This window comes from Psychrobacter sp. 1176_08 (assembly GCF_052850615.1).
Window position 1 is genome coordinate 454,112 of sequence record NZ_VXCU01000001.1, and the last position, 26,016, is coordinate 480,127.

The following is a 26,016-nucleotide window of genomic DNA, read 5'->3' on the forward strand; positions in this document are numbered from 1 at the left end:
TGGCCGTTTGTATATCAAAGTCACTACAATCCTGCAAAAACGCTATTGTCAATATAACACAGGATTATAAGTTGATGTCTAATTCACACGGTAGTTTGGTGCTTCTTTAGTGATTTGAACATCATGAACATGTGACTCTTTCATACCAGCTGACGTCACCTTGATAAACTGCGGATTTTTGCGCATGTCTTCAATAGTCGCAGAGCCTGTGTAGCCCATAGAAGAACGCAAACCACCCACCAACTGGTTGACAATACCAGCTACTGGTCCCTTATAAGGAACACGGCCTTCAATACCTTCTGGTACAAGCTTCTCTACGCCATCTTTGGCATCTTGGAAATAACGGTCTGATGAACCATTTGATCCTGACATCGCGCCAAGACTACCCATACCGCGGTAGGCTTTATAATAGCGACCTTGGAACAATTCTACTTCACCTGGGGCTTCTTCCGTACCTGCCATCAATGAACCTACCATGATGCACGACGCACCAGCAGCAATGGCTTTTGCCATATCGCCAGAATAACGAATACCACCATCAGCGATCAATGGAATGCTATCTTGCAAAGCACTGGCGACATTATCAATGGCTGAGATTTGCGGCACACCAATACCAGCGATAATACGAGTGGTACAGATAGATCCTGGACCGATACCAACTTTTACAGCGTCAGCGCCTGCATCACGCAATGCCTTAGCTGCATCACCTGTTGCAATGTTACCACCAATGACTTGAACGTTTGGATAGTTTTTCTTGATCCAAGAAACCTTGTCGATCACGCCCTTTGAATGGCCGTGCGCGGTGTCTACAACAATAATATCTACATCAGCACCAATCAGCGCTTCAACGCGTGCTTGCGTGTCTGCACCTGTCCCAACCGCTGCACCCACTCGAAGACGACCTTTCTCATCTTTACAAGCATTTGGATTGTTTTCAGCTTTCGCAAAGTCATTAACGGTAATCAAACCACGCAAACGAAACTTGTCATCAATAACGATAACTTTTTCGATGCGATGCTCATGCAGCAATCTTTTGATGTTCTCGTTGCTTTCGCCTTCATGCACAGTCACCAATTGGTCTTTTGGCGTCATGATCTGACTGACCGGCATTGATAAGTTGGTTTCAAAACGCCAGTCTCTATGAGTTACGATACCCACAACATTGTCTGTGCCTTTTTCAACCACAGGTACGCCTGAGATATTATTATCTTGAGTCAAACGTAGCAATTCACCAATCGTCATCTCTGGATGCACGGTGATTGGATCCACGACCGTACCTGCTTCAAATTTTTTGACACGGCGTACTTGAGTAGCCTGTTGTACGATATCCATGCTCTTGTGCAAGATACCCATACCACCTAATTGAGCCATCGTGATGGCCATTTCAGACTCAGTCACTGTATCCATAGCCGCAGAGATTAGCGGTAGATTCAAGGTGATGTTTTTGGTCAAACGAGTAGACAGATCGGCAGTTTTTGGCAAGACTTCAGAATAGGCTGGCAATAATAAAACGTCATCAAAGGTTAAGGCTTCATCGACAATTCGCAACATACAGACCCCTAGTGGTGGTTATTTTGATGGGTGGGATTTTTGCACTAAAACAATCAACAATAGACCAGCTAACTATCGCACTCGAAAATTGCCATTGATTCATCAATCATAAGTATACGCAAATATAGCGCTGTCTTATTCTTGACGGCTCATTTATCCCTTAAAAATAACGCCATATTATAACAAATAAGCAGGCAGAGCGCATGCTTATTTGTCAGCTTATTTTAGAGAAGCACGTCTTTGTTTAATCACGAGCCCACTCCACACCATTAGTCACTTTTTTTCATTGCTAGCGGCTATGATTCATTACTAATTACTTTCGCCCAAAGTAAAACGCTCTGTGGGTAAGTACTGATGCTGCTGTTCATGTAAGTAGCCAAGCATTTTTTCACGTACTTCGCAAGCGAGTGTCCATGCCTCGATAGGCCCTACTCCGGACACAGCGCCACGCAGTTGAATCGTTTTTTCAGTCACCTCAACGACGAACACTTCAGGTTCAGTTTTATTGTCCCAAAGCTCATTTTCTTTAGTCACGGATATAAAATGTTGGCGAATGGCATCAATGTCTGCTCCATAATCGATATATAAAAATACAGGACAGGTCTGATGTACTTCCGTATGTGACCAGTTCTCTACCATTTCAGTAATCAACTCACGCATCGGTACGATCAATCGTCGTTCATCCCATGTTTTTAGAACAGCATAAGTGTACCGTAAGTCTTCAACCGTACTAAAGTTACCTTTTATAATTACACTATCACCAATCCTTACAGGCTGTGTCACTGCCACTTGCACACCTGCGATGATATTGCCCAATATTGGTTGCGCTGCGATACCGATGACCACACTGGCAATACCAGCTGAGGTCAACAATGTCCTACCAAGACCCTCGATATTGGTAAACTCACTGAGTCCAATCCAAATGCTACCGAGAATCATAAAAAAGATAAACACGCGGCGAAAGATTGACACATAGGTGCGCCGACGTCGCACTTTATCGAACTGCTCTTCTCCTAGATTTTCAATCTGCATACTTTGATAGCGATTGGCAAAGAAGTTGATGACACGAATACCCAGCCACATGGCACTAAAAACCAAAACGATCCAGATCAGTGGACGAATAGATGAGGCAACCGCATCTAAATAAGGAAAGCCGCCTGAAACTAACGTAAAAACCAATAGAAAGCTGATGGTAAAAGTCAAAGGCACCGTCAATTTACTGACCAAATCAGCAACACCGTTACTACTGCCTACATACATGCTGTACTTTTCGGCATCGATATAGCGACTGATAAGCTTTTCTGTGCCTTTACTCAATAGCCAGCCAAGCCCCATCGTAAGTAAGAGAAAAGTCGTTAGCGCGATAAATTCCCACAGAGCAATACCGAAAAATTTGAGTTTTAACCATTCAGGTAAATAGCGTTCAAACTCTGATGGGTGATACTGCTCATAAAGGTTGTCGATATTGCCCACTGTTTGCTCAGAAAAAACCCAAACAGGGGCACTGTCTTCTATTCGTACTCGCTGTAAATAAATAGGAACACGGCGTTCACGATAATCAATATAGCCAAGTTGTATAGAACGCCTAACAATACCCGTTACACTACTTTCGTTACCCAATAATGGCTCCATCAAACCATCTGGCCGATCTGGCCGATCTGGCAAATCATCAAAGACATAAAGCTTTTTTTCAGATAACAAAAAATCAAGACGTTTTGCAAGCTCAATAGCACGGCTGCGCTGAACCTTCTCATCAATCAAATTCATATTAAGGGCGTAAGCTGCCAAGTCATATTGCTGCTTCATTACCGCTGATTGAAAAAACTCCAAGGTTGCAAGCGGGGTTGTCAGGTTCGGTGGCACAGACAATGGCGGTAATCCCGCATTGAGCTTATTTAATTCATAATAGCTCTCATTATATTCGCCCGTGAGCCCAGCATCGCCTTGCAGTGTCCCTGCTTGCTCTACAGCGTTTCGCTCGGTCGGATCAAACATCTCTTCTGAAACATCAGAAAGTTTTATCTTATGACTTTTAATCGTATCAATCTTTTGCGACGCATACTCAGTTAGTGTATCTGGCGCACTTGTGCTTTGCTCACTACTGTTTTGTGTATCATCATTGCTTGCTGCCTGCGCAGAGACAACTGGCATAAAAATAGCGCTTATCACCATGCACAAAGAAACCAGCAGTAACTGAAGGCCATGATAGCGCCGTACTTCGCCATATTTACGTACGTATTGATTACCGTTCAACTGGCTATCATTAACCTTAGCTGCCATATTATTGACTGCTGTAGAGCGGTCCTTTAGAGTATTCATATCTTTAAAAGCCATCAGTTCATATAAGGTTTGGACGCAAAAAATGTATCGTCTAAATTAATAATTAATGCAGTTTAAAAAAAGCCAGCATATAGCTGACTCATTTTATTACTATAACTGGATATGTTTTGTAATTTTTACCTTATGCACGGCGCCACGTTGTACCAGCACGGCTGTCTTCAAGCTCAATACCCGCCTCTTTTAATTGCTCACGTATGGCATCCGCACGCGCAAAATTTTTGTTGGTCTTGGCCTCTGCACGCTCAACAATAAGACCGTCGATCATCGCATCTGTTAAGCTGTTTTCAGTGGTATCACCTACCACGGCTTGCAAAAACTGCTGCACGGGTTGTTGTAAAATGTTTAGCACTTGCGCCAGCGCTTTGAGCTGCTGAGCCAATTGCCAAGCCGTCTCTACGTCTTCCGCCTTAATCGCCTTATTGATATCACGTGCCAGCCCAAATAACACACTAATCGCTGTAGAACTATTGAAGTCATCATTCATGGCTTTGATGAAGCTTTGTCCAGTCTCGCTACTGTAGGCCTTATTGACCAAAGCGTCGTCAATGTTCAATGTCTGTTGTTTTTGTTGTTCTGCTAATTTTAGGGCATTATATAACCTGCTTAGGCTATTATGAGCTTCATCTAAGGCGCTATCTGAAAAGTTCACTTGGCTACGATAGTGGCTCGATAGTAAGAAAAACCGTACCGTTTCAGGCAAATACTTGGCAATGACATCCCGAATGGTAAAAAAGTTGTCCAATGATTTAGACATTTTTTCGCCATCGACGTTGATAAAACCAACGTGCATCCAGTTACGCGCATACTCACAACCAGTTGCTGCTTCTGATTGGGCTATCTCGTTTTCGTGATGCGGGAACTGTAAGTCATGGCCACCGCCATGAATATCAAAGGTATGACCTAGGCACTTGGTTGACATAGCCGAGCACTCAATATGCCAGCCAGGACGCCCTTGTCCCCATGGTGATGCCCACTGCGGTTCATCAGGTTTTGCCGCTTTCCATAATACAAAATCAAAGGGATTACGTTTATCGTTTTCGACATCGACTCGTGCGCCTGCCTGCATATCATCTAGATTACGCTTCGATAATTTACCATAATCAGCAAAACTATCGACGGCATAATAGACATCACCATTGTCACCTGCATACGCGTAGTTACCTGTGACAAGGGTCTCAATCATTTGTTGCATCTCATCGATATGCGCTGTCGCACGTGGTTCAAGATCAGGTCTCTCACAGCCAAGCGCAGTGGCATCTTCATGCATCGCTTTGATAAATCGCTCGGTCAATGCACCAATCTCTTCACCATTTTCGGCAGCACGAGCAATGATCTTGTCATCAATGTCTGTGATATTGCGTACATAATTAACGTCATAGCCCAATTGCTTAAGCCAGCGTACCGCCATATCAAACCCAACTATCACCCGAGCGTGACCAATGTGACAATAATCATAGACGGTCATACCGCACACATACATGCCGACCTTGCCTTCAACAAGCGGTTTAAATGACTGCTTGCGCCCAGTGAGTGAGTCGTAGATTGCAAGCTGAGACATAGCGTCTGCAAGTGGTGTGGTCATAGGAGAAAAGCCTTTTTATTTATTAAAAGTATAGAGAATAAGATAACAATATAAGTAAAATATGACAGGTCGAAGCCATGAGTAAAACGTAGAATCAATAAACACAGATGATACTGCAAGTATTCTAGTATCAGAAAACGCTGGTCATATAAAACTTAACCCATTATCTTAGCGAAAACAGCCATAAAATACTACAATGAGCGCGCAACTAATATTATTCGACCATAAAAACAACTAAGGGTATCAACATGGGTAATCGCTTAAGCAAAATATATACACGCACGGGAGATGATGGCAGTACAGGCATGGCAGATGGTAGTCGCGTTAGCAAAGCGGACCACTTATTCAATGTCATGGGTGATGTCGATGAGCTCAATTCACACATTGGTCTTATACGCGCACACTTGGCTCAACCAGCCAACAATCAGGAATTAGGTCAGCCGCTACTTGTCCATGTCTCGCCACAACAAGCAGTAGACTTTGAGCAAGCACTGGTCATCATCCAGCATTTATTGTTCAATATCGGCGGTGAGCTTGCCATGCCAGAATACGAAGGCATCAATGCCACTCATATTGACTGGTTAGAGCAGCAAATTGATACCATGAATACAAGCCTGCCCCCACTAAAAGATTTTATTTTGCCAACGGGTTCGATCTTGGTCAGTCAATTGCATATCGCACGCTGTGTTTGTCGCCGTGCTGAGCGTCAAGCGGTTTCATTACAGGAGCAACGCCCAAAGGCGATTCGTCCTACAGCAGTGAGCCTTATTAACCGTTTATCAGATTGGCTATTTGTCGCTGCTCGCTTTTGCACCGATCCTAACCAAATTTCTGAAGTACTGTGGGACAATCAAGTATTACAAGTCTTTGCTAAAGAGCAATAATGATATAAAACAAAAAGCCCGCAATGTAAATTTTGCGGGCTTTTTTTGAAATCAATTCATGGATACCGACATTTAATAGCAATGCCAATTTGACGAATTAGTAAGTCGCACTTTCGTCTTCGATAATAACCATATCGATACTCTCATCTTTAGGTACTAATTTTGGTGAAGCGGGTGTTGTAGAGTTTTTGGTTTCAGAAGACGGTGCAGTTGCTGCGCTATTTTCTGTCGCATTGTTTTGACTGCTACTTGGACGATTGACCGTTGGTGGCGTAGTAGGCTCAGCAGGACGAGTTGGTTTCACTGGCGTTATTGGTCTAGGCTGACGAGCAGGCGCTGGTTGGTTATCGTTACTGCTGTCATTTCTCTGAGCAGCGGCGCGTTGTGCACGCTCATTGTCCATCGCTGATTTGTATACAGAACCTGCCATCACATCGGCTACTACAGTCAGCAAAGCTGGTTGCCCAGCAATACGTGTGCGCACCTGGCCACCTTGGGTGCCAACAACATAGGTAAAGGCATCATCAACCAGCATATTATTATTAATACGAATATTGTTTTGCGCTAAACGTGACTGTAAGCTTGGCTGATTGTTGGCCGCTTGCACTTGACTTGCTTGATATAAGTCTTCGCTTGGCAGCGTCATGCTAACGCTTGCTTGACAAGTGGTCATGCCATTACTATTGGCTTCTTGTATGACAGCTGCATTTTGTACGTCTATCATAATGCCATTGGTTTTATTGGTGACGACGCCATTGTCCAGACTAATTCCTGAGTCGTTTGCGTAGTTAGCAGCCAGTGTCTGTGCTTGTTGATTGAGTGTGTTTTTTAAAGCGGCTTTAAGACGATCTTGTACCATCGGATCATCACAATTAACGGCATTAGCAACTGTATTTTCTTCAATTACTGGTTCTTGCTCCGTTACTTCTGCTGTCTGAGTAGTATCTTCCTTCTCTGAGCGATCGCAGCCTGCAAGCGCCAAACTACATACAATGCCAATTCCGGCAACTTTGTGCCACTTGCTCAAACTATTATTTGCTACGCTCATGCTGTTCTTGCTCCCAAATTACTAATTCGTACCGCCACTGATGGACAGTGATTGATGTTCAAACCGTCCCTTTAACTCTCGTAGGCTACAAAACCTATTACTGTCTGCTTTCTGAACGGCATGGTCATTATTGTAACCTCTGTATGTACAAATAGCGCCCCTTATTAGGCCTAAAACCTACACTTAGTTGCAAAAACATAACAAACTCATATGTGGATAATATCGATCAATCAGATTGTAACCTTCAGTCATCAAAAAATACCTATCCATAAAAACCATTAGACGCCATCCAAGTGACACTATATGATTACTCGTAAAAATAGCAATACTGTGTGAGCCATGATAAATTTTGAACGTACACTTTTATTGGGTCATCGCGGTGCTCGTGGTGAATCATTAGAAAACACTGTAACGGGTTTTCAATATGCGCAGCGCTTGATGACATGTGGTTTGACTGGCATTGAGTTTGACGTCCAATTAAGCGCTGATGGTTGTTTGGTGGTGTTCCATGATGATGACTTGGCGCGTATGTGTGGTCAGCAATCACGCATCGATCAGCTAAATATCAAAGAAATACAGCGGCAGCGACAATTTGGCCATCAAATTGTTACATTGACCAGTATAGCGCCAGCTTTGTACGGCTTTACTTATATTGAGCTTGAAATCAAGACACATGCTCGCACCGACTACACCAAATTAATTGCAGCACTAGCACAAGATTTGGTACATAGTCCCTTGGCTTCCCTACCTATTGTCTTGACCAGCTTCGACGTGGAGCTACATGCACGACTACAGCGCAGCAAACTATTAAAACATATCCCGCGCGGCTTATTGATTCGTACGCATGAGTCCTTAATGGTCGCTACCAATACGGCGATGACCCTTGGCTGTACTCGATTGGGCGTTTATCATCCGCTACTCAGTCAATCCTTTATTAAACATAGCCATCGCTATGGTTTACCGGTTAGCGCTTGGACAGTCAATGATACGGATAGTATTCAGCAACTCATCAAATGGCAGACTGACGTTATTATCACGGACTTTCCAAGTTATCTGCTCTTAAATTGACCCACTTGCATTTTGTACCTTTTACCCCCAAAACCATACATATTTACCGTGTTTCTTACACTTTCACCCAACGCCTGATAAGTGACCGATTATTTTTGCAAATACATTCTATAATCGATACAAGTTATTGTTATTTAGCAATATTTTTATAGTGCATAACTGTTCACTTTATTATGTTTTTCAGGTACTATAGGGTCTTAAATTAATACCGCTAGGGATATTATATGATTGCAAAAAAAGCACTTGGCTTCCCGCTTAAAGGCTTACGTTTCGCTATCAAATCTGGTGATACGCTTGTAAAGGCCGCCAGCGTTCAAGTCTCACGTTTTAAAACACGTTATGACGAGAATAAAACGAAAAGCGCACTCAATGAGCAGCCTGTTGCCAAGCGCAACTACGCTGATGTTGATCAAACTGAGGTTTCTGGTAAAGAAGCCAGTATTGATATGCGTGAGTTTGAGTTTACAAAAGCACCAATCAACTGGATTCCAGCAACCATACTGGTAGCCACGCCTATCGCTGCGGCTATCATTACACCATGGTATTTGTTTACTCATGAAGTAAGCGCACCTGTTTGGGGTGTATTCGGTGCCTTTATGGTTTGGACAGGTATCAGCATCACCGCTGGTTATCATCGTCTGTTATCGCATCGCGCTTATAAAGCACATCCAGTGGTAAAAAACTTTTTGTTGCTCGGCTCTACTCTAGCGGTGCAAGGTTCTGCATTTGATTGGGTATCAGGTCACCGTACTCATCATCGTCATGTTGATCATCGTTTAGACGATCCTTATTCAGCAAAACGCGGATTTTGGTTCAGTCATATGGGTTGGATGTTGCGTAACTACCCTAGTGGTAAGTTTGACTACAAAAATATCCCAGATTTGACTAAAGACAGAACGCTACAAATTCAGCATAAATATTATGGTTTATGGGTAGTCGCGCTGAACGTCGGTATGGTTGCTGCGATTGGCTGGCTACTTGGTGACGTATGGGGCACGTTGGTTATTGTTGGCCTATTACGTTTGGTCTTAACGCACCATTTTACCTTTTTCATCAACTCTTTATGCCATATGTTTGGTACGCGCCCTTATACCGATACCAATAGTGCTCGAGACAACTTCTTCTTGGCATTAGTGACTTGGGGTGAAGGCTATCATAACTATCATCATTTCTTCCAATACGACTATCGTAATGGTGTCAAATGGTGGCAATATGATCCAACCAAATGGCTGATTGCTGGTTTATCAAAACTTGGCTTGACCAGTGAGTTGCGTACGGTTGATGATACAACCATCAAGCATGCTGAAGTACAAATGCAGTTCAAAAAGGCGCAACAGCAGATTGATACAGCAACTGGTACTGGTCTTGATTTGCCGCACGCAATGAAAGCTTTCCAAGACCGTATTAAGTTTGAATACGATGCATTCACGCAGACAGTTGAAGAATGGCAAGCACTCAAGGCGAAGACGATTGAGCTGAAAAAAACAGAGTTTGCTGATCGATTGCATGAAGTTGATGATAAATTGAAGCATGATTATGCCAAGATTGAGCAAAAGATACTTGAACATAATAGCAACTTAAAAACAGCGTTTCGTTCTATTGGTCAAAACACCAAAGCCGCTTAATTGCTAATTATGCATTCGTAACCAAGCTATTTTATTTTGATGTTTCTCCCTCCCCCTATCTGCAAAAGATAGGGGGTTTTTTTGTTGCTTCATAATATTTTATTATCGCAATTTTTTATGGCAACGATTGAGTCGTCATAGATTACAAGAGATGGACATAGTAAAACGATGCATCGTAAAGGCTATGCTATAGTGAGTCATTAATTTTATTAAGCAATTGGAGCGGCTGTATGCGTTATAAAAATACTTATATTAATTTGGACACTCGTCTCTATCATGAGCAGCCACCAACGCCTTTAGAGAATCCTCGTGCTGGGCATTTTAATGACCAAGTTGCTCAGCAATTGGGCTGGACAGATGACGAAGATCTTATGACACGCTGGGTTGATATTCTTGCTGGTCAATATGTACCAGCTGATTTTGAACCGCTTGCCATGGCTTACGCAGGACATCAGTTCGGGCAATGGGCTGGTCAACTGGGTGACGGACGCGGTTTATTGATGGCACAGGTAATTGATAAGCAAGACAAGTTGCAAGATTTACATTTGAAAGGTATTGGTCTGACACCTTACTCACGCATGGGGGATGGACGTGCGGTATTGCGGAGTACCATACGAGAATACTTATGTGGTCATGCGCTCAATCAGCTCGGTATCCCCTCTTCTAATGCGCTAGGATTTGTTGTCTCTGACACAAAAGTACGCCGCGAGCGTATGGAAGCAGGCGCTGCCTTGATGCGCGTGGCAGACAGTCATATTCGCCTTGGTCATGTTGAATGGATTGCCGGCTTCGCACCGGATTTACTTGGTGAATTTACCGATTATATGATTGACACTTATTATCCAGAATGCCGCGATAGTGAAGCACCGGTACTGGCTTTTTTAACAGCCGTGGTTGAACGTACAGCAAAGATGATCGCTGATTGGCAATTGATTGGTTTTGCACATGGGGTGATGAATACAGACAATTTATCGATTACAGGTGGTACGTTGGACTTTGGTCCTTTTGGCTTTATGGAGCGTTTCAATCCCGCTTGGATCAATAACCACTCTGACCATACCGGACGCTATGCCTACCAAAACCAGCCGGCCATCGGTCATTGGAATCTTAATATCTGGTTGCCGCATTTTATGCGTTTAGAAGGTGTGACTCGTGAGACGCTATCAGAATGCTTAGCACCTTATGAAGCGACCTTTATGCAGCATTATCAACAAGGACTGTGCCGTAAGCTTGGACTGCCACATGAAAGAGACAGCTTAACCTTGGCTTTTGAGTGGTTGACGCTGCTCGAAGACAACTTGCTGGATTATACCAATAGCTTCAGGGCATTATTGGGACTTGTCGCGCCAGACGAGCATCCTTACGAGCAACATCTGCTGGCAATAATGACGACAGAGCTCAATCAGGAAGCGCAAAAAGCATGGCTAGACTGGTCAATTGGTTATTTAGCACAAATAGAGCTTGTATCTTTTGAGCAAGCTATTAATGATATGAAAACCCACAATCCTGTCTATGTCTTGCGTAATAGCATGGCACAGCGCGCCATTACGGCGGCAGAGCAAGGGCAATTTGACGAAGTGGATCGCTTGTTTGAACTGCTAAAAACCCCTTACGATATACAGGATATTGCTACTGATCTTGATAGTACACCCCCTAATCCTAATGCACCGCAAATCCCAATCAGTTGCTCATCATAAACGCCGATATTGAACAATAATAATAACAATAATGTAGAGATTATGGTTGATAAAGGCCTATAGTCTTTAGTATTATCAAGTGGCGAAATAATGAATATCATTTTAGTATATTATTCGTGCCATCCATTGCTACTAACTACGTAGTGGATTGTCAGTAATATTAGAAAGATAGCCTGTATTAGTCTGTTTTTTTAATATGGTATTCAATCGCTTATTATTGTTTGCCCTTTGTCATTTTACGCTTTGATCTTCATCATTCAATGATCTTTTTAGCGTATGACATTAATTACCATCATTTACTTTAATACAATTTATTCCAACCATGGCCATTATTATGAATGACGATACCAGTTTGAATACGGACAATCTTAGTACAGAAAAAGAGCAGTTTGAACAAGCTGCCTTACACTACCATGAATTCCCACGCCCAGGTAAAATATCAGTCACCCCTACTAAACAGCTGGCTAACCAGCGCGATTTAGCACTTGCCTATTCACCAGGTGTCGCCGTACCTTGCCTTGAAATCGCAAAAGATCCAAAATTGGCCGCCAAATATACGGCGCGCAATAACTTGGTCGGCGTTATTACCAATGGTACTGCTGTACTGGGTCTAGGTAATATTGGTCCATTAGCATCAAAACCTGTGATGGAGGGTAAAGGCGTTCTATTCAAAAAGTTTGCAGGTATCGATGTTTTTGATATTGAAATTGCACAAAATGATCCTGACAAATTCATTGAAGCCGTTGCGTCTCTTGAGCCTACGTTTGGCGGTATTAACTTAGAAGATATCAAAGCACCAGAATGTTTCAAAATCGAGCGCGAGTTACGTGATCGCATGAATATTCCGGTATTCCATGATGACCAACATGGTACTTCAATCATTGTTGCAGCGGCGATGCTTAATGCTTTGTTGATTACTGGCAAAAAAATTGAAGAGATTAAAATCGTGTGTTCAGGCGCAGGCGCGGCTGCCATTTCTTGTCTAGATATTATTTGTGCCCTAGGTGTCAATAAAAATAATATCTTTGTTTCAGATTCGCGCGGTATCATCAGCACCAGCCGTGAAAACCTTGATGAAACCAAACAGCGCTATGCTCGTGATACGACTGCTACGACAATTGAAGAAGTCATGGACGATGTTGACATGTTCTTAGGTCTATCTATGCCAGGCACGTTGTCAGAAGATATGGTTCGCCGTATGGCAAAAGACCCTATCGTCTTTGCACTAGCGAACCCAACGCCTGAAATTATGCCAGAATTGGCACACGCTGTTCGTCCAGACGTCATTATGGCCACCGGTCGCTCAGACTATCCAAACCAAGTAAACAATGCGCTATGCTTCCCTTACATTTTCCGTGGTGCCCTAGATGTCGGTGCAACAACGGTCAATGAAGAAATGAAAGTCGCTTGTGTCAAAGCAATCGCTGCGATGGCACACGTTGAAGCCACGCCAACCACCAGCGCTAGAAACATCGAAACCATTCAGAGCTTCGGTCGTGACTACCTGATCCCAGGTCCGCTAGAGCCAAATCTAATCATTGAAATTGCTTCTGCTGTTGCCAAAGCGGCAATGGACTCAGGCGTGGCAACCTTACCGATCGAAGACATGAGAGCCTATCGTCAACGTCTGTCAGAGTTCGTCTATAACTCTGCGTTTGTCATGAAGCCTATCTTTGCTCGTGCTAAATCTGCGCCAAAGCGTATCGTATACTGTGAAGGTGAAGACAACAATATCTTGCTAGCAGTACAAGTTGTGGTTGATGAAGGACTTGCTCAGCCTATCTTGGTTGGTCGTCCAGCGGTTATCAATGACCACATCAAAAAATTAGGCTTGCGTTTAAAAGATGGTGAAAACATCACTATCGTTAATCAAGACGATGATCCTCGCTATAAAGATTACTGGCAGGGTTATTATGAGAAAAACAAACGCCGCGGTGTCAGTATTGAGCTTGCTCGTCGTGATGTTCGCCGCAAAACCACTCTAATTGGCTCATTATTGGTCGATAACGGTGATGCTGATGGCATGATTTGTGGTACGTTCAGTGATTATCAGATGCATTTAGAGTATGTCAAAAACGTTATTGGCAAAAAAGAAGGCATCAATGATTTTTATGCCATGAATGCTGTGTTGATGCAAGATCGCAATATTTTTATCGCTGACACATATGTTCATGAAGACCCGACCGCTGAACAGTTGGCTGAAATGACTGTTTTGGCTGCCGAGCAGTTACACCGCTTTGGTATCACGCCACGTGTTGCGCTAGTCTCTCATTCTAACTTCGGTGCATCAAATCGTGCCAGCGCGGTCAAAATGCGCAAAGTTCATCAGTTACTTACTGACATGAATGTTGACTTCGAGTTTGAAGGTGAAATGCAAGGTGATGCAGCGCTTAATGAAGTTATTCGCTCAAATCAAATGCCATCAAGTCCGCTAAAAGGTGCTGCAAACCTGCTTATCTTGCCAACCCTTGATGCATCGAACATTGCCTTTAACTTACTCAAAACAGCAACCAGTAGTGCCTCTATTGGCCCTATCCTACTCGGTACTTGTAAGCCAGTACATATTCTAACGCCATCAGCGACTGCACGTGGTATCGTCAACATGACTGCCCTTACGGTGACAGAAGCTCAAGACTTAGAAAACGAAAATCAGTAATACATCATATTTAGCAGTACCTCATACCTAGTATGCAAATATAAACGTATGACAGTATGATTAAGCGGGTTCTGTTATCTATTGATAGAACCTGTCTGCTATACTAAAACCAGTCAACGCCATTCAAATCGCGTTGACTGGTTTTTTTTGCTCAGTGCAAGCTGGGTAAGTAAAATTGGGTCAAAAAAAGAGAGTATTATGCAAGTTTATCTCGTTGGCGGTGCTGTTCGTGACCATCTATTAGGCCGTCCTGTTAAAGACAAAGATTTCGTTGTGGTTGGTGCCACAGTGTCTGAAATGCTGGACGCAGGCTTCCAGCAAGTGGGCGCAGATTTTCCTGTGTTTTTGCATCCTATCAGTCACGATGAGTACGCACTGGCTCGTACAGAACGTAAGCAAGGCGTCGGCTATCAAGGCTTTAGTGTCCATGCCAGCCCTAACGTTAGCTTAAAAGACGATATGCAGCGTCGTGATTTGACCATCAATGCAATGGCCATAGAAGTCACCAGCTTAATGGACGACTCCCCTATCACAGGAGAAGTGATTGATTATTATGGTGGGCTGAATGATATAGACGGCAAAACTCTACGCCATGTCTCCATTGCATTTAGTGAAGACCCATTAAGAGTACTGCGAACGGCTCGTTTTTATAGCCGTTATTATGATTTGGGATTTACCATCGCTGATGAGACGTTGAGATTGATGCGTCAGCTTGTAGACTCAGGAGAACTTATGCATTTGAGTGCAGAGCGTGTCTGGCAAGAATCGAGTCATGCAACCATGCAGCTATCACCTCAAGTATACTGGCAGCAACTGTACGATATTGGCGCACTGAGTGGGTATTTTGACCCTCTACATCATGCTTGGACGAGTGTTCATGTCCGAGAAACAATACAAACAGCGCTCTACTTTTCAGGTCAGATGCAACTGAGCTTGTCACAGCGCTGGGCTTTACTGATGGCCAGTCTCAATCCCGCTTTATTTGATCTGAAATATAAAGAGCGAAAGCCTGACGAAGCGATGATCACCAAAGGAATTCTTGATATAGGTAATACGGTTAAGGTGCCAAAAGCACACACCCAATTTGCCAAGCTATTCGTCCAACAGATCGAAAAATTAGCAGCAATAGATATGCTTAGTGCTGCCGAGAAGATTGAGCTGATACAAGTTTGCGGTGCTCACAAAGAGCCTGATAAACTATCACAGCTGCTTGTGACCAGTCATGTCTTTCAGCTAGCAATCCAGCACCGTCAGATGATGATAGCGTTAGGTAGCTTTCATGCTATCGGTATGTCAGATATCCAGCCAAATCTAAAAGGTCCTGCGATTAGTGACGCTTTGCAGCAAGCCAGAATTAAGCATTTGCAGGCAAACCACGACTGATATCAATATTTAAAAATAAAACAATCAATTATTATGAATCAAAAGCCTAATACGTACAAAGTCTATAGCGATGCGCCAGTGATGCTGGTGACTGGCAGTGCCAAACGCATCGGCGCTGCCATTATTGAAGCGGCTCATCACCAAGGCTATAGAGTCATCATCCATTGTCACTCTAGTGAGCAAGAAGCCGATGACTTGGCAAAGAAACTTAATAACACTCGCACCAATAGTGCCGCTGTTGTGGTTGCTGATTTGTCCATTATTGAAGAGGCTAACTCATTAACTGATTTCGTCGAGGAAGTCATACATGCTTTTGGTCAGATAGATGTGCTGGTTCATAATGCCTCCCGTTTCTATCCAAGTCCTCTTGGAGACATTAGTCATACACAATGGAATGAGCTGTTTTTGACCAATGCCAAAGCGCCTTTGTGGTTAAGCCAAGCCCTATCCCCTTATATTAAAAGGCAAAAAGGATGTATTGTCAGCCTGCTGGATATTCATGCCCATAATAAGCCTTTTGTTAACTATACTGTCTATAACATGGCAAAGGCTGCGCATCGGATGATGGTACAGTCGCTAGCGTTAGAGCTGGCACCAGACATACGCGTCAATGGTGTCGCCCCTGGCGTCAATATTCTACCAGAAACCGATAGCGACCAAGCACTTGATCATGAGCAACAACAAAATATCATTCGCTCAATTCCCCTGCAACGGATAGGAAGACCTGATGAAATTGCCCATAGCGTGCTGTATCTGGTAGAGGCCCATTATATCACTGGCGAGATTATCACAATTGATGGAGGTCGTAGTCTAACGCTGGCTGGTAGTAGCATTTGATCAACATTAAAGCTTATAAAAATTTTATTGATTACTTCTTATCTTTTACTTGAAAAATTAAAAAAATCAGGTATCATTGTGCGTCTAACGTTAGGGCCCATAGCTCAGTTGGTTAGAGCAGAGGACTCATAATCCTTTGGTCGTAGGTTCAAGTCCTACTGGGCCCACCATATATAAGCAATACCATTAAAGACCTTCAAGAAATTGAAGGTCTTTTTTATTGTCTGCTGGTTTCCGTCAGCATGTAAAAAGTAATCAAATAGTACCCAGTCAATGTTTAACACGCTCTAGTAATTATTAAGTCAAAAACACCCTCTTTAAAGTACTGCTATTTATTATAAATAATCAGTGATTTAAAACACTTGGTTCTCGCTAAGTTTCTCCTATGTCTTATTCCGTATGATAGACCTATACCCAAAAGGTAGCTGACGAAATCAATAAACAGACTGTCAGCCATAAACTTAATATAAAGGTGATCCTCATGCAAAATTTATCAGCGCTAACCAAGTCAGCAATCATTACCCTTACAGTTGTAGGTGTCAGTGCAGCCGCTATCGCAGCACCTATGTCCAATACCAGAGCAACAACAAGTTCAAGTGAAGCCGTCAGTGCCATGCAAAGTAAAATTAGCCTAGCGCAAGCGATCGCTATAGCCAAACAAAATGCTAAAGGTGATCTTGTTAGTGCAGAGTTTGATTATGATGACGACGATGCGACCAATGAATATGAAGTTAAGCTCGTATCAAACGGCACTTCTTATGAAGTAAAAATTGATGCTGATACTGGCAAAGTGCTTAAGTCTGAACAAGAGAGATTAGATACTGAAGACATGGCTGAATATAGCGCCATGAAGCAAGCCAAAGTATCCATGAATAGTGCTATACAAAGAGCCACTCAAAGCGTGAATGGTAAAGTAATAGCGGCTACATTCGATTTAGAAAGAGGTCAGTCTATTTATGATATTGAAGTGGTCAAAGGCAATCAGAAATATGATGTGAGCATAGACGCCAATACGGGTAAAATCTTGAGCAGTCAGATTGATAGAGACGATTAAGATTAAACGAGACATTAACGTTAATGCTCAGCAGTAGCCGATATCTCAATAGAATAGATATTAGTTGCTGCTTTTTTATTGATACATCATCTAGGCGATAACACTAACGGTAACGCCATATCAAAGCGCTAACATGTCAGAAATTATAATGCCCGTATTTAAGATAGTTTTATATATCTAATGTAAAGTAGATTCATCGTAACGATATCATATGTTAAGAGCACGCAGATATATGATTTAATTGTCAATAGTACGACAGGTCAAGTTATTATTAGCCAGTTAGGTAGCGATGACTAAAATAGTCGCGCCGAACGTCTCAGATTTTAATATATGCTTTATAGGTCAGGATATTTAATGCGAGTATTAGTAGTTGAAGATGATTTGATGATTGGCGAAAGTCTTAGCGAAGCATTGCAGGATGAAGCCTATACAGTCGACTGGGTCAAGGATGGTCGTCAAGCTATTTTGACGCTGAAAGTACAACCTTATGACATTATTCTCTTGGATCTAGGTCTGCCAGAGGTTGACGGCATGGGCGTATTGAACGCTATCCGTGACGCTAAAATTGAGACACCAGTATTGATACTCACCGCACGTGATCAGTTAAAAGATAGAATTGCAGGATTAGACTCAGGAGCTGATGATTATGTCATCAAGCCTTTTGAATTGGGAGAAGTCTTTGCACGCATGAGGGTACTAATACGACGCTCTCAAGGTATGGCTGACAATCACATTACCGTTGCCAATCTAAGTCTAGATACCGCACACAAACGCGTCATGATGGATGGCGACCCTATCGATTTGACCGCAAAAGAATATATGCTCCTCACGACCTTTATGCTATCTCCTGAAAAAGTCATGTCTAAAAATTCGCTAGAAGATTCTTTATATGGCTGGGGCGATGAAGTTGAAAGCAACGCCATTGAGTTCTTAATTCATAGCTTACGTAAAAAGGTCGGACAAGACAGAATCAAAAATGTTCGGGGACTTGGGTGGTATATCAGCAATGTCTAACGTTAAGCAAACCACTCAAAAATACACGTTATCATTGCTAGAAGTGAACTTAGATGCCTAAACTCCGTAAGCTTTTAAATTCCCTACAATTTCAGCTCATCTTTTGGTCTGTTTTGTCATTATTATTATTGGCTATCGTCGCTGGTGGCTATGGGTTTTGGTATAGCTATAATGAGATAAGCGACTTTCAAGATGATAACTTGAAAAATACAGCCGCGTTGCTAGAGCAGTCACTTGATATCAGTGTTCTAAGTAATAGTGGCTTAAGTAATAGAAATTCGGATAGCGATGCAGCTCTTTCAGACAATGAGAATCGAGCACGTAGCAACATTCATTTTGACACCGATGACGATGATGGTGCTATTACCGTGGATATCCTCATGCTCTCCGCCCCACTCGATAATAAAGTACAAGATTATCAGAACGATGAAACTGATGATGAGCATGATTACTCAGAACCTATACCGATGGCATTACTCTCTGATATTCCACTAGGAATCAGCGATCAGGATATTGACGGGCATTCTTGGCGAACGTATAGAAATGACGTGAAGATTAAATCCTTGGATACTAATGAAAAGGTCGCACTCATCTTGCGTCAACAAACAGAACTCCAAGACGATTTGGCTAAGGCCAGTGCGCTACAGTCTTTTTTACCTCTTATTATCGGTATCGCCTTCTTGATAATTCTGTTGCCTTTTATCATGTGGCGAATGATGAAGCCGGTGCGCCAATTACATCATGAAATCAGCGCACGTAATGAGAACGATCTAAGCCCTTTGCAGATTGACAAACTGCCCTCTGAGTTGCTGCCACTAGCAGAATCCTTAAATAGATTATTGGCGGTAGTGAAAAGTAGCATCGAGCGTCAACAACGCTTTATAGCAGATGCCGCCCATGAACTGCGCTCACCACTGACTGCCATCTCATTACAGCTACAACGATTGCAGCGTATTGCCAATGATAAGATTATGTCAGAAGGTTTAGATAAACTGTCGATCCGTCTAAAACGTAATCAAAGCTTGGTTGAGCAGCTATTAACACTCGCTCAAGCTGGCAATATTAACACCGCATTGGAAGATGAACACACTTCAACCAACATCACATTTATTGTCGAGCAAGTCATTGGCTTACTCATTCCTATCGCTGATCATAAACATATCGATCTGACCGTTGATTTGCAACCTCATAGCAACGTAAATATAGATGAGACCTCATTATTAATACTCGTCAAAAACCTTATCCAAAATGCCATTATTTATACGCCAGCTAATGGTCAAGTCATTGTTAAACTGTATCAGCTTGAACAAAACTCAGACAGCTCACATAAATCCGCTGTAGATACGCTGAATAATTTTGGCACCCATGTCATTCACTCTGGAAAACTAAAGCATTTGTCTAAAGCATCAGGGAGCAGGTTGGTATTACAGATCATAGATTCAGGCGCAGGTATTCATCCGCATGAGTATAAAAATGCTTTCGAGCCTTTTGTGCGGCTTAATCAGTTATCAAATAGCGATGAGCAACTCAGTGATTATATCAATAAATCGAGATCAGATAGTGCCAGTCAGAAATCACAAGCGGTAGAAGGAACTGGACTTGGACTCTCTATCGTCAAATCAATCTGCGAGCAAGCAGGTATTGACGTCTTTATGAATGACGCTACCGCGAACATTTTAAGTCAAAATAGTAATCGAGGACTCTGTATCACATTGATGTTCTAGGCTAAGGATAGAAAATTTCGCAGATTGATATCTGTATGTCTTGACACTTGTTTAACACCTCTATTGATGGTTTAGTGGTTTTAAGCGCTCACCTATCATATCCATATAAATAACCTCAGAGTCGTTCAGTTTAGAAGCCTAATCTGAAAATAGAAAAAGCCGAATACCACTGCTCACAGTAATACTCGGCTTTTTTATTGATACTTTTTAGCTGCTTCTTAATTACTTCTTAGTTACTTTACAGCTACTTTCTAACGGCTAGAAAGAAGTGCGACGATAGTTGCGGTATCTTGGCAACCAGAAATTGGCTTTCAATCGACGCTCTAAATTTTCTGCTGTGACTGGTAAGGCCAATTTGTCCTCTATCGCTTGTAACGCCACTGCATAGGCAATCTTTTCACTAATCTCTCGAATGAAGTTAATAGAAGGCAATATTGCACCTGGCGCTTTTTCATATTCCATAGATATGTCTGCAAGTGCTTGGCTGGCAGCCATTAACATATTATCGCTGATACCCGTCGCATGCGATACCAGAACACCCAAACCAATACCGGGGAAAATATAGCTGTTATTGCATTGAGAAACCTCGAAAGTCTGCCCTTCAAAAGTGGTATGAGGAAAAGGACTACCTGTGGCAACAATCGCTTTACCACGACTCCAGTTCATCACTTCCTGCGGTGTCGCTTCAACACGAGACGTTGGATTTGACAGTGGCAATACGATTGGATGTTCTGTATTAATACATAAGGTTTCGATCACTTCTTGGGTGAACAGACCTTTTTGTCCGCTGACGCCAAATAATACCGTCACTTTGCCTTCTTTAACCACTTGCGCCAAGCCAAGTTTTTGACTCTTATCCCAGTGTGCAATGTCGGATTCTTTTTGTACCAAAGGTACTTGGAATTTTTGTAGCTCTGTCATGCTATCTGTTAATAAGCCATAACGATCCACCATGAACACTTGGCTGCGAGCTTGCTCTTCTGTTAACCCTTCACGTTGCATTTGGCGAATAATATGTTCAGCGATACCGCAACCTGCCGATCCTGCGCCTAAAAATGCGATTCTTTGCTGACTCAGTTTCTGACCCTTATTTAAGCACGCTGCAATCAGTGTACCGACTGAGACAGCAGCGGTTCCTTGAATGTCATCATTAAAGCAGCATAATTGGTCACGATATCTGTTCAATAATGGTGTCGCGTTTTCTTGTGCAAAATCTTCAAATTGTAATAACACTTCTGGCCAACGGCGTTTCACTGCTTGAATAAACAAGTCGACAAATTCATTATATTCATCACCAGAGATACGTGGATTTCTCCAGCCCATGTACATAGGATCATCAAGCAATTGCTGATTGTTGGTTCCTACATCCAATAAAATCGGTAGGCAGTAAGCTGGACTGATACCGCCACAAGCCGTATACAAAGACAATTTACCAATTGGAATTCCCATACCGCCGATACCTTGATCGCCCAAGCCCAAAATACGCTCACCATCGGTCACAACGATGACTTTTACCTTTTGTTTGGTGGCATTTTGCAGCATGTCGTCGATGTTATGACGCTCAGGATAAGAGATAAATAAACCACGTTTACGGCGATAAATTTGTGAGAATTTTTCACAAGCTTGGCCAACGGTTGGCGTATAGATAAGCGGCATCACCTCTTCAATGTGCTGCTCAACCAAATGATGAAACAAGGTCTCGTTTGTGTCTTGTATATTACGTAAGTAGATATGCTTGTCCATATCATTATTAAACGAACGAAGTTGATGATAAGCGCGTAGTGACTGCTCTTCAATCGTCTCAATGTTGTGAGGTAACAAACCTGTTAAATTGAAGTTATCCCGTTCTTCTGATGAAAAAGCGCTACCCTTATTTAATAAAGAGGTTTCTAATAGGGCTGGTCCAGCAAAAGGAATGTATAACGGACGTTTTGTTTGCATAATAAATCTTCTTAGTGAAAGTGTATTGTGGTACAAATTTAACTATTTAAATATTTTTGTTCATTCATTAAATAATCAGAATTTAAAGTGGAAGCGATCAAAAGGATCATAACGTCAACTTAAGTGCAGCGGTTCAGTCGTTAAGAGCAGCGGTGCAAACGTTATCCATGTGCCAAAACAAAACCAGTTGAGGCAAGCTTATCAGCACAGCACCCTATTATACTGAAATTATGGCAGCTCTTGGCAAAATCAATCGACTTAAATAGCAATTAAGAACAGCTGAAAGAAACCGAGGGATATTGATTGCTGGATCTGCATTTTCAGTACTGATTACCTTTAAACGCATTAATCTTGACTTAAACCTTGTTACCTTACTGATACTTTAATAAACAATTGCTTACTTGGTTAATTGAATATATAATTTTAGAAAGTCTGTATATATAGGAGGCCACATTGTTTATTGATCATAATCAGTGTCCGAAATGCGGCACCAAACTAGAACATCCTGTTTGGAAATGTAAGCAATGTGGTCATCAAGATTTAACCAATTGGCCTCTAACGCTATTGTTGTGGGCGGCTATTTTATTGATTGTAGGCATCGTATTGTTGTTTATGACAAATAATTTTTGTCAATTCGAAAGTTTTCAACCATTGATCAATAACTACGGTGTGATGTGCTAGTGTTAGACACAGCACTGACTAGCCGATTAATAACAGCCATTCATTTATGGCAGTCCATTGATAAACCATATCAAGAAACTGCCCTAAATGCCGACCAACGCATAATCTTAATTAACGCAGATCATCAACGACCGCCAGCATAGCAATCAATGAGGCTTCGCCAAATCTTGCAGAGCGCGCAGGCGACCAACCTGTCTCTGCGTCAGGCAAATTGTCATTGTCTTTAAAAGGCATCTCTAACGTGTTGGCAAGACAATCGAAACGTTCTGCCACCCAATTGGTAGCAAGCGTCATATTCGCTTCACCAAATTTATCAACCTCGTAACCGACCTCAGATTGAAAATCAGCACTGGCCAATGTCAATACTTCTGAAAACTTATCCCGCAGTCGCGCAAGTCGCTCGTTGTAACCTGGCGCTCCTTGAGAACCTGCAAGGAAGACATAAGGCAATGCTTCATCACCGTGTACATCGTAGAATAGATCGACACCTGTCTCTTCCATTTTATTGATCACATAAAATACCTCAGGACTCTTTTCTAAGCTTGGATTTGACCATTCACGATTTAAGTTAGTCCCTACTGCGTTGGTACGTAGATGTCCGCGAACACTACCATCAGGATTCATATTAGGTACAATATAAAAGTTTGCGCTGTCCAATAACCGCTTAGCGGTGGCATTATCACTATCTAGCAGGCTATGCATCAAACCCTCAACCAACCACTCAGCCATGGTCTCACCAGGATGCTGACGGGCCGTAATCCAAATGCTCCGTTTGCTCGTGTCATCATCACCAATCTTGACCAAGGTTAAGTCGCGCTTATCGATAGTTTCTCCCAAACACTCTAAAGTTACCAAAGAGTGAATCTGTATAGCAGCTAATAAATCTTGATGACGCTCATAACTGTAAGGCGCAAAATACGCAATTTGAATGGTTTCATAATCCAAATCGGCAATGATGGTTAGCTTTCCGTCTTTATAAGAAGTGGGTAGACGAAACCAATGCTGGCGATCATAAGAAGCAACTGCTTGGTAATTTTCCCACCCCTCAAGGTATGAGGCTTCTCCTGCATTCATAATATTAAGGACGTATTGTTCCCCAACCTGACCTTCTAAACGAAAGTTAAACCACTGGAAAAACTCACCACCGACGTCAGGACGAATAGCCAGTTGAATGTCTGCTTTATTTTCTAAATCAATAACGTCGATATTACCTGCGTCAAAATTTGCTGTGATGCGCATAACTTCTCCTTGATGCGTTTTTGTAATGATGTTTAAAAAGTAATCGTTCTTATCGTACTTTTATCCGCTCAAATATAACATTTTTTTCTCACTATATTATATCAAAGCCAGTTTGATGCGCCGTTATCCACATTGATAGAGCGTGAGCTATTGACATAACATTGAATAGGTATAACAATAAGCAAAATAATAATGATTATCAATCACAAAGCCTATGCTTCATTTAACATCTCCTACCCAGTTCTCTACCGCTTTAATGAGCATCACTTTGATTTAAATTACCTATGACTCCGCTACAAAGCGCTGACGTGATAACACTTTGCTATACCCTCTATAGATTGGATTAATATTTTATGGCTCAACCTTTTGTTCAAGATACTATCGATAAAATCCCTTTAGACGTTGCTGATAAAACACTGTTCATTGATCATGTCAACGAAGAGCATCAAGATGAGCTAGCAATGTTTATCAATATTTTTACTAAAGCGTCCATACGAGAAGATTCGGTTCCATCTATAGTTGAGCTGTATTCTGATGGAATGCTGCTGGCATTGACAAGTATCGACAGTAATCAGACCGACCCTGAAAATGCGCCCCACCCAACTGAACAATACTTTGTTCATTTTACCTCTCCTGTTGTTGATGCGGCGTCGTTGCAAGAGCAATATATAACCTTATTACAAAGAGCCGCCACCAAGCTTGGCAAACGTACGATAAAACTGCGTGATCAGTTCTTTACGGTCATGGATGGTTACTATGCCAGCCCTAACATGTACCGTCTGTTAGTCACTGCTCCTGACAATACGCCACTTAATCAGCCCGGTTACGCCTATTTGTTTGATCTCAATGCCTCATTCGCTGCTTCAAAGCTTGACTCAGGCGAACGCAGTGTTTCGAATGACAGTGATAACACTGATGAGTTACAAGGTGTGTATCGCTATTATTCGCTAAGAAAAGCATGGCAAGATGCTGATAGCTCGTCTATTCATGCTTGGATAGATGTTTATATTCATGGTGATACCTCAGGTGGCAATTGGGCTAAATCACTTGATACAGGTATGAAGATAAAAAGCGTGCGTGAATACCCTGAAAAGCTAGAACACCTCACTGATGGACAATGTCTGCTTATCTGTGATGAAACCTCCTTACCCACAGTCGGCAATCTCTTAGAAAACTGGCAAAATCCATTATCACCACTTGTTATTGCCATTACTAATGATTCAAAAGATATAAATTATCTACATGACATCACACTCAGTGAGCGCTTATCCAAAGATGAGCGTTTTAGACAGGATAACTTGCTACATATTATCAATGCACCCGCAACAGCACTTACTGAACAAATAATGACTACTCTAAATTCAAGATTGACAACCACACCAATCGAGATTGACAAAGTATGGGGCGCACTTGAAGCCGCAAATATTAAATCTTTAAGACCACAATTAAAATCAGTTCTTGGACTATCACGTCAGGACATGACGATACAAGTCTATTGGCGCGCTTAATGACGAGAATTTTCTTGCGATATGAAACCTATCCTATTCTCTCTACTACCTACACCTACTTAATAATGTAATGACTTATATTACTAAACACTTTTAGCAAGAACATATTGTGAATAAAAATGAAAATCATTTGCATTATTAAGTCCTTTTTATTTAGAATGCTTCATTTACTTTAGACTGCTCA

General features: G+C 42.1%; 17 protein-coding genes and 1 tRNA gene. 12 read left to right on the forward strand and 6 right to left on the reverse strand.

Going from position 1 to position 26,016, the window contains the following annotated elements; genetic code table 11:
• Positions 1-78 precede the first annotated feature (78 nt).
• From guaB to cysS, 3 genes are all read right to left on the reverse strand, one after another.
• On the reverse strand, positions 79-1,551 hold the full coding sequence (gene guaB / locus FW759_RS01820; protein WP_062844749.1) for an IMP dehydrogenase: 1,473 nt from the start codon (positions 1,549-1,551) through the stop codon (positions 79-81).
• 309 nt (positions 1,552-1,860) lie between these two features.
• The gene (locus FW759_RS01825) at positions 1,861-3,870 is read right to left on the reverse strand and encodes a mechanosensitive ion channel family protein (RefSeq protein ID WP_446442000.1); all 2,010 of its coding nucleotides are present in this window, start codon (positions 3,868-3,870) and stop codon (positions 1,861-1,863) included.
• A gap of 142 nt (positions 3,871-4,012) precedes the next feature.
• Positions 4,013-5,449, reverse strand: a complete 1,437-nt coding sequence (cysS, locus tag FW759_RS01830) for a cysteine--tRNA ligase (protein WP_446442124.1) — start codon at positions 5,447-5,449, stop codon at positions 4,013-4,015.
• Between the two features lie 272 nt (positions 5,450-5,721).
• Between cysS and FW759_RS01835 the strand changes: the two genes are divergently transcribed.
• A complete protein-coding gene (locus FW759_RS01835) occupies positions 5,722-6,357 on the forward strand; it encodes a cob(I)yrinic acid a,c-diamide adenosyltransferase (RefSeq protein WP_131397840.1) in 636 nt (211 codons plus the stop codon).
• Positions 6,358-6,454: 97 nt separating this feature from the next.
• Here the strand turns inward: FW759_RS01835 and FW759_RS01840 are convergent, their stop codons facing one another.
• Entirely contained in the window at positions 6,455-7,405 is a 951-nt protein-coding gene (locus FW759_RS01840; protein WP_131397842.1) for a hypothetical protein, read from the reverse strand.
• Positions 7,406-7,744: 339 nt separating this feature from the next.
• Between FW759_RS01840 and FW759_RS01845 the strand changes: the two genes are divergently transcribed.
• The 10 genes from FW759_RS01845 (at position 7,745) to FW759_RS01890 (ending at position 20,463) form a co-directional block, all read left to right on the forward strand.
• Positions 7,745-8,473, forward strand: coding sequence for a glycerophosphodiester phosphodiesterase family protein (locus tag FW759_RS01845; protein WP_131397844.1), 729 nt, complete (start codon positions 7,745-7,747; stop codon positions 8,471-8,473).
• Positions 8,474-8,919: 446 nt separating this feature from the next.
• Positions 8,920-10,098: an acyl-CoA desaturase gene (locus FW759_RS01850; RefSeq protein WP_179288407.1), complete on the forward strand. Its 1,179-nt coding sequence runs from the start codon at positions 8,920-8,922 to the stop codon at positions 10,096-10,098.
• 230 nt (positions 10,099-10,328) lie between these two features.
• Positions 10,329-11,795 carry a protein adenylyltransferase SelO family protein gene (locus tag FW759_RS01855; RefSeq protein WP_131397846.1) on the forward strand — a complete coding sequence of 489 codons (1,467 nt, stop codon included), beginning with the start codon at positions 10,329-10,331 and terminating at the stop codon, positions 11,793-11,795.
• Between the two features lie 334 nt (positions 11,796-12,129).
• Positions 12,130-14,451, forward strand: coding sequence for a phosphate acyltransferase (locus FW759_RS01860; RefSeq protein ID WP_131397848.1), 2,322 nt, complete (start codon positions 12,130-12,132; stop codon positions 14,449-14,451).
• A gap of 198 nt (positions 14,452-14,649) precedes the next feature.
• Positions 14,650-15,834: a tRNA nucleotidyltransferase gene (locus tag FW759_RS01865; RefSeq protein WP_446442001.1), complete on the forward strand. Its 1,185-nt coding sequence runs from the start codon at positions 14,650-14,652 to the stop codon at positions 15,832-15,834.
• 33 nt (positions 15,835-15,867) lie between these two features.
• On the forward strand, positions 15,868-16,671 hold the full coding sequence (locus FW759_RS01870) for a pteridine reductase (RefSeq protein WP_446442002.1): 804 nt from the start codon (positions 15,868-15,870) through the stop codon (positions 16,669-16,671).
• A gap of 93 nt (positions 16,672-16,764) precedes the next feature.
• Positions 16,765-16,841: transfer RNA gene (locus FW759_RS01875), tRNA-Ile, on the forward strand.
• A gap of 311 nt (positions 16,842-17,152) precedes the next feature.
• Positions 17,153-17,725 (forward strand): PepSY domain-containing protein, encoded by a 573-nt coding sequence (locus tag FW759_RS01880; RefSeq protein WP_446442003.1) that lies wholly within the window; start codon positions 17,153-17,155, stop codon positions 17,723-17,725.
• A gap of 354 nt (positions 17,726-18,079) precedes the next feature.
• Positions 18,080-18,739 (forward strand): response regulator, encoded by a 660-nt coding sequence (locus FW759_RS01885; protein WP_446442004.1) that lies wholly within the window; start codon positions 18,080-18,082, stop codon positions 18,737-18,739.
• Between the two features lie 113 nt (positions 18,740-18,852).
• The gene (locus FW759_RS01890; RefSeq protein ID WP_446442005.1) at positions 18,853-20,463 is read left to right on the forward strand and encodes a sensor histidine kinase; all 1,611 of its coding nucleotides are present in this window, start codon (positions 18,853-18,855) and stop codon (positions 20,461-20,463) included.
• A 258-nt stretch (positions 20,464-20,721) separates the two neighbouring features.
• On the opposite strand, the gene FW759_RS01895 is transcribed toward FW759_RS01890, so the two are convergent.
• Together FW759_RS01895 and FW759_RS01900 are read right to left on the reverse strand one after the other, a co-directional pair.
• On the reverse strand, positions 20,722-22,404 hold the full coding sequence (locus tag FW759_RS01895; RefSeq protein ID WP_062844761.1) for an NAD-dependent malic enzyme: 1,683 nt from the start codon (positions 22,402-22,404) through the stop codon (positions 20,722-20,724).
• A gap of 792 nt (positions 22,405-23,196) precedes the next feature.
• Positions 23,197-24,324 carry a M14 family metallopeptidase gene (locus tag FW759_RS01900; RefSeq protein WP_446442006.1) on the reverse strand — a complete coding sequence of 376 codons (1,128 nt, stop codon included), beginning with the start codon at positions 24,322-24,324 and terminating at the stop codon, positions 23,197-23,199.
• 353 nt (positions 24,325-24,677) lie between these two features.
• Between FW759_RS01900 and FW759_RS01905 the strand changes: the two genes are divergently transcribed.
• Positions 24,678-25,832: an SIP domain-containing protein gene (locus tag FW759_RS01905; protein ID WP_446442007.1), complete on the forward strand. Its 1,155-nt coding sequence runs from the start codon at positions 24,678-24,680 to the stop codon at positions 25,830-25,832.
• Positions 25,833-26,016 lie beyond the last annotated feature (184 nt).

Bases quoted from the DNA above. Each gene is read 5' to 3' on its own strand.
- FW759_RS01840 (WP_131397842.1), bottom strand. From the start codon at position 7,405: ATGAGCGTAGCAAATAATAGTTTGAGCAAGTGGCACAAAGTTGCCGGA.
- cysS (WP_446442124.1), bottom strand. From the start codon at position 5,449: ATGTCTCAGCTTGCAATCTACGACTCACTCACTGGGCGCAAGCAGTCA.
- FW759_RS01855 (WP_131397846.1), top strand. From the start codon at position 10,329: ATGCGTTATAAAAATACTTATATTAATTTGGACACTCGTCTCTATCAT.
- FW759_RS01900 (WP_446442006.1), bottom strand. From the start codon at position 24,324: ATGCGCATCACAGCAAATTTTGACGCAGGTAATATCGACGTTATTGAT.
- guaB (WP_062844749.1), bottom strand. From the start codon at position 1,551: ATGTTGCGAATTGTCGATGAAGCCTTAACCTTTGATGACGTTTTATTA.
- FW759_RS01870 (WP_446442002.1), top strand. From the start codon at position 15,868: ATGAATCAAAAGCCTAATACGTACAAAGTCTATAGCGATGCGCCAGTG.
- FW759_RS01905 (WP_446442007.1), top strand. From the start codon at position 24,678: ATGGCTCAACCTTTTGTTCAAGATACTATCGATAAAATCCCTTTAGAC.
- FW759_RS01865 (WP_446442001.1), top strand. From the start codon at position 14,650: ATGCAAGTTTATCTCGTTGGCGGTGCTGTTCGTGACCATCTATTAGGC.
- FW759_RS01895 (WP_062844761.1), bottom strand. From the start codon at position 22,404: ATGCAAACAAAACGTCCGTTATACATTCCTTTTGCTGGACCAGCCCTA.
- FW759_RS01845 (WP_131397844.1), top strand. From the start codon at position 7,745: ATGATAAATTTTGAACGTACACTTTTATTGGGTCATCGCGGTGCTCGT.
- FW759_RS01885 (WP_446442004.1), top strand. From the start codon at position 18,080: ATGCGAGTATTAGTAGTTGAAGATGATTTGATGATTGGCGAAAGTCTT.
- FW759_RS01850 (WP_179288407.1), top strand. From the start codon at position 8,920: ATGCGTGAGTTTGAGTTTACAAAAGCACCAATCAACTGGATTCCAGCA.
- FW759_RS01825 (WP_446442000.1), bottom strand. From the start codon at position 3,870: ATGAATACTCTAAAGGACCGCTCTACAGCAGTCAATAATATGGCAGCT.
- FW759_RS01835 (WP_131397840.1), top strand. From the start codon at position 5,722: ATGGGTAATCGCTTAAGCAAAATATATACACGCACGGGAGATGATGGC.
- FW759_RS01860 (WP_131397848.1), top strand. From the start codon at position 12,130: ATGAATGACGATACCAGTTTGAATACGGACAATCTTAGTACAGAAAAA.
- FW759_RS01880 (WP_446442003.1), top strand. From the start codon at position 17,153: ATGCAAAATTTATCAGCGCTAACCAAGTCAGCAATCATTACCCTTACA.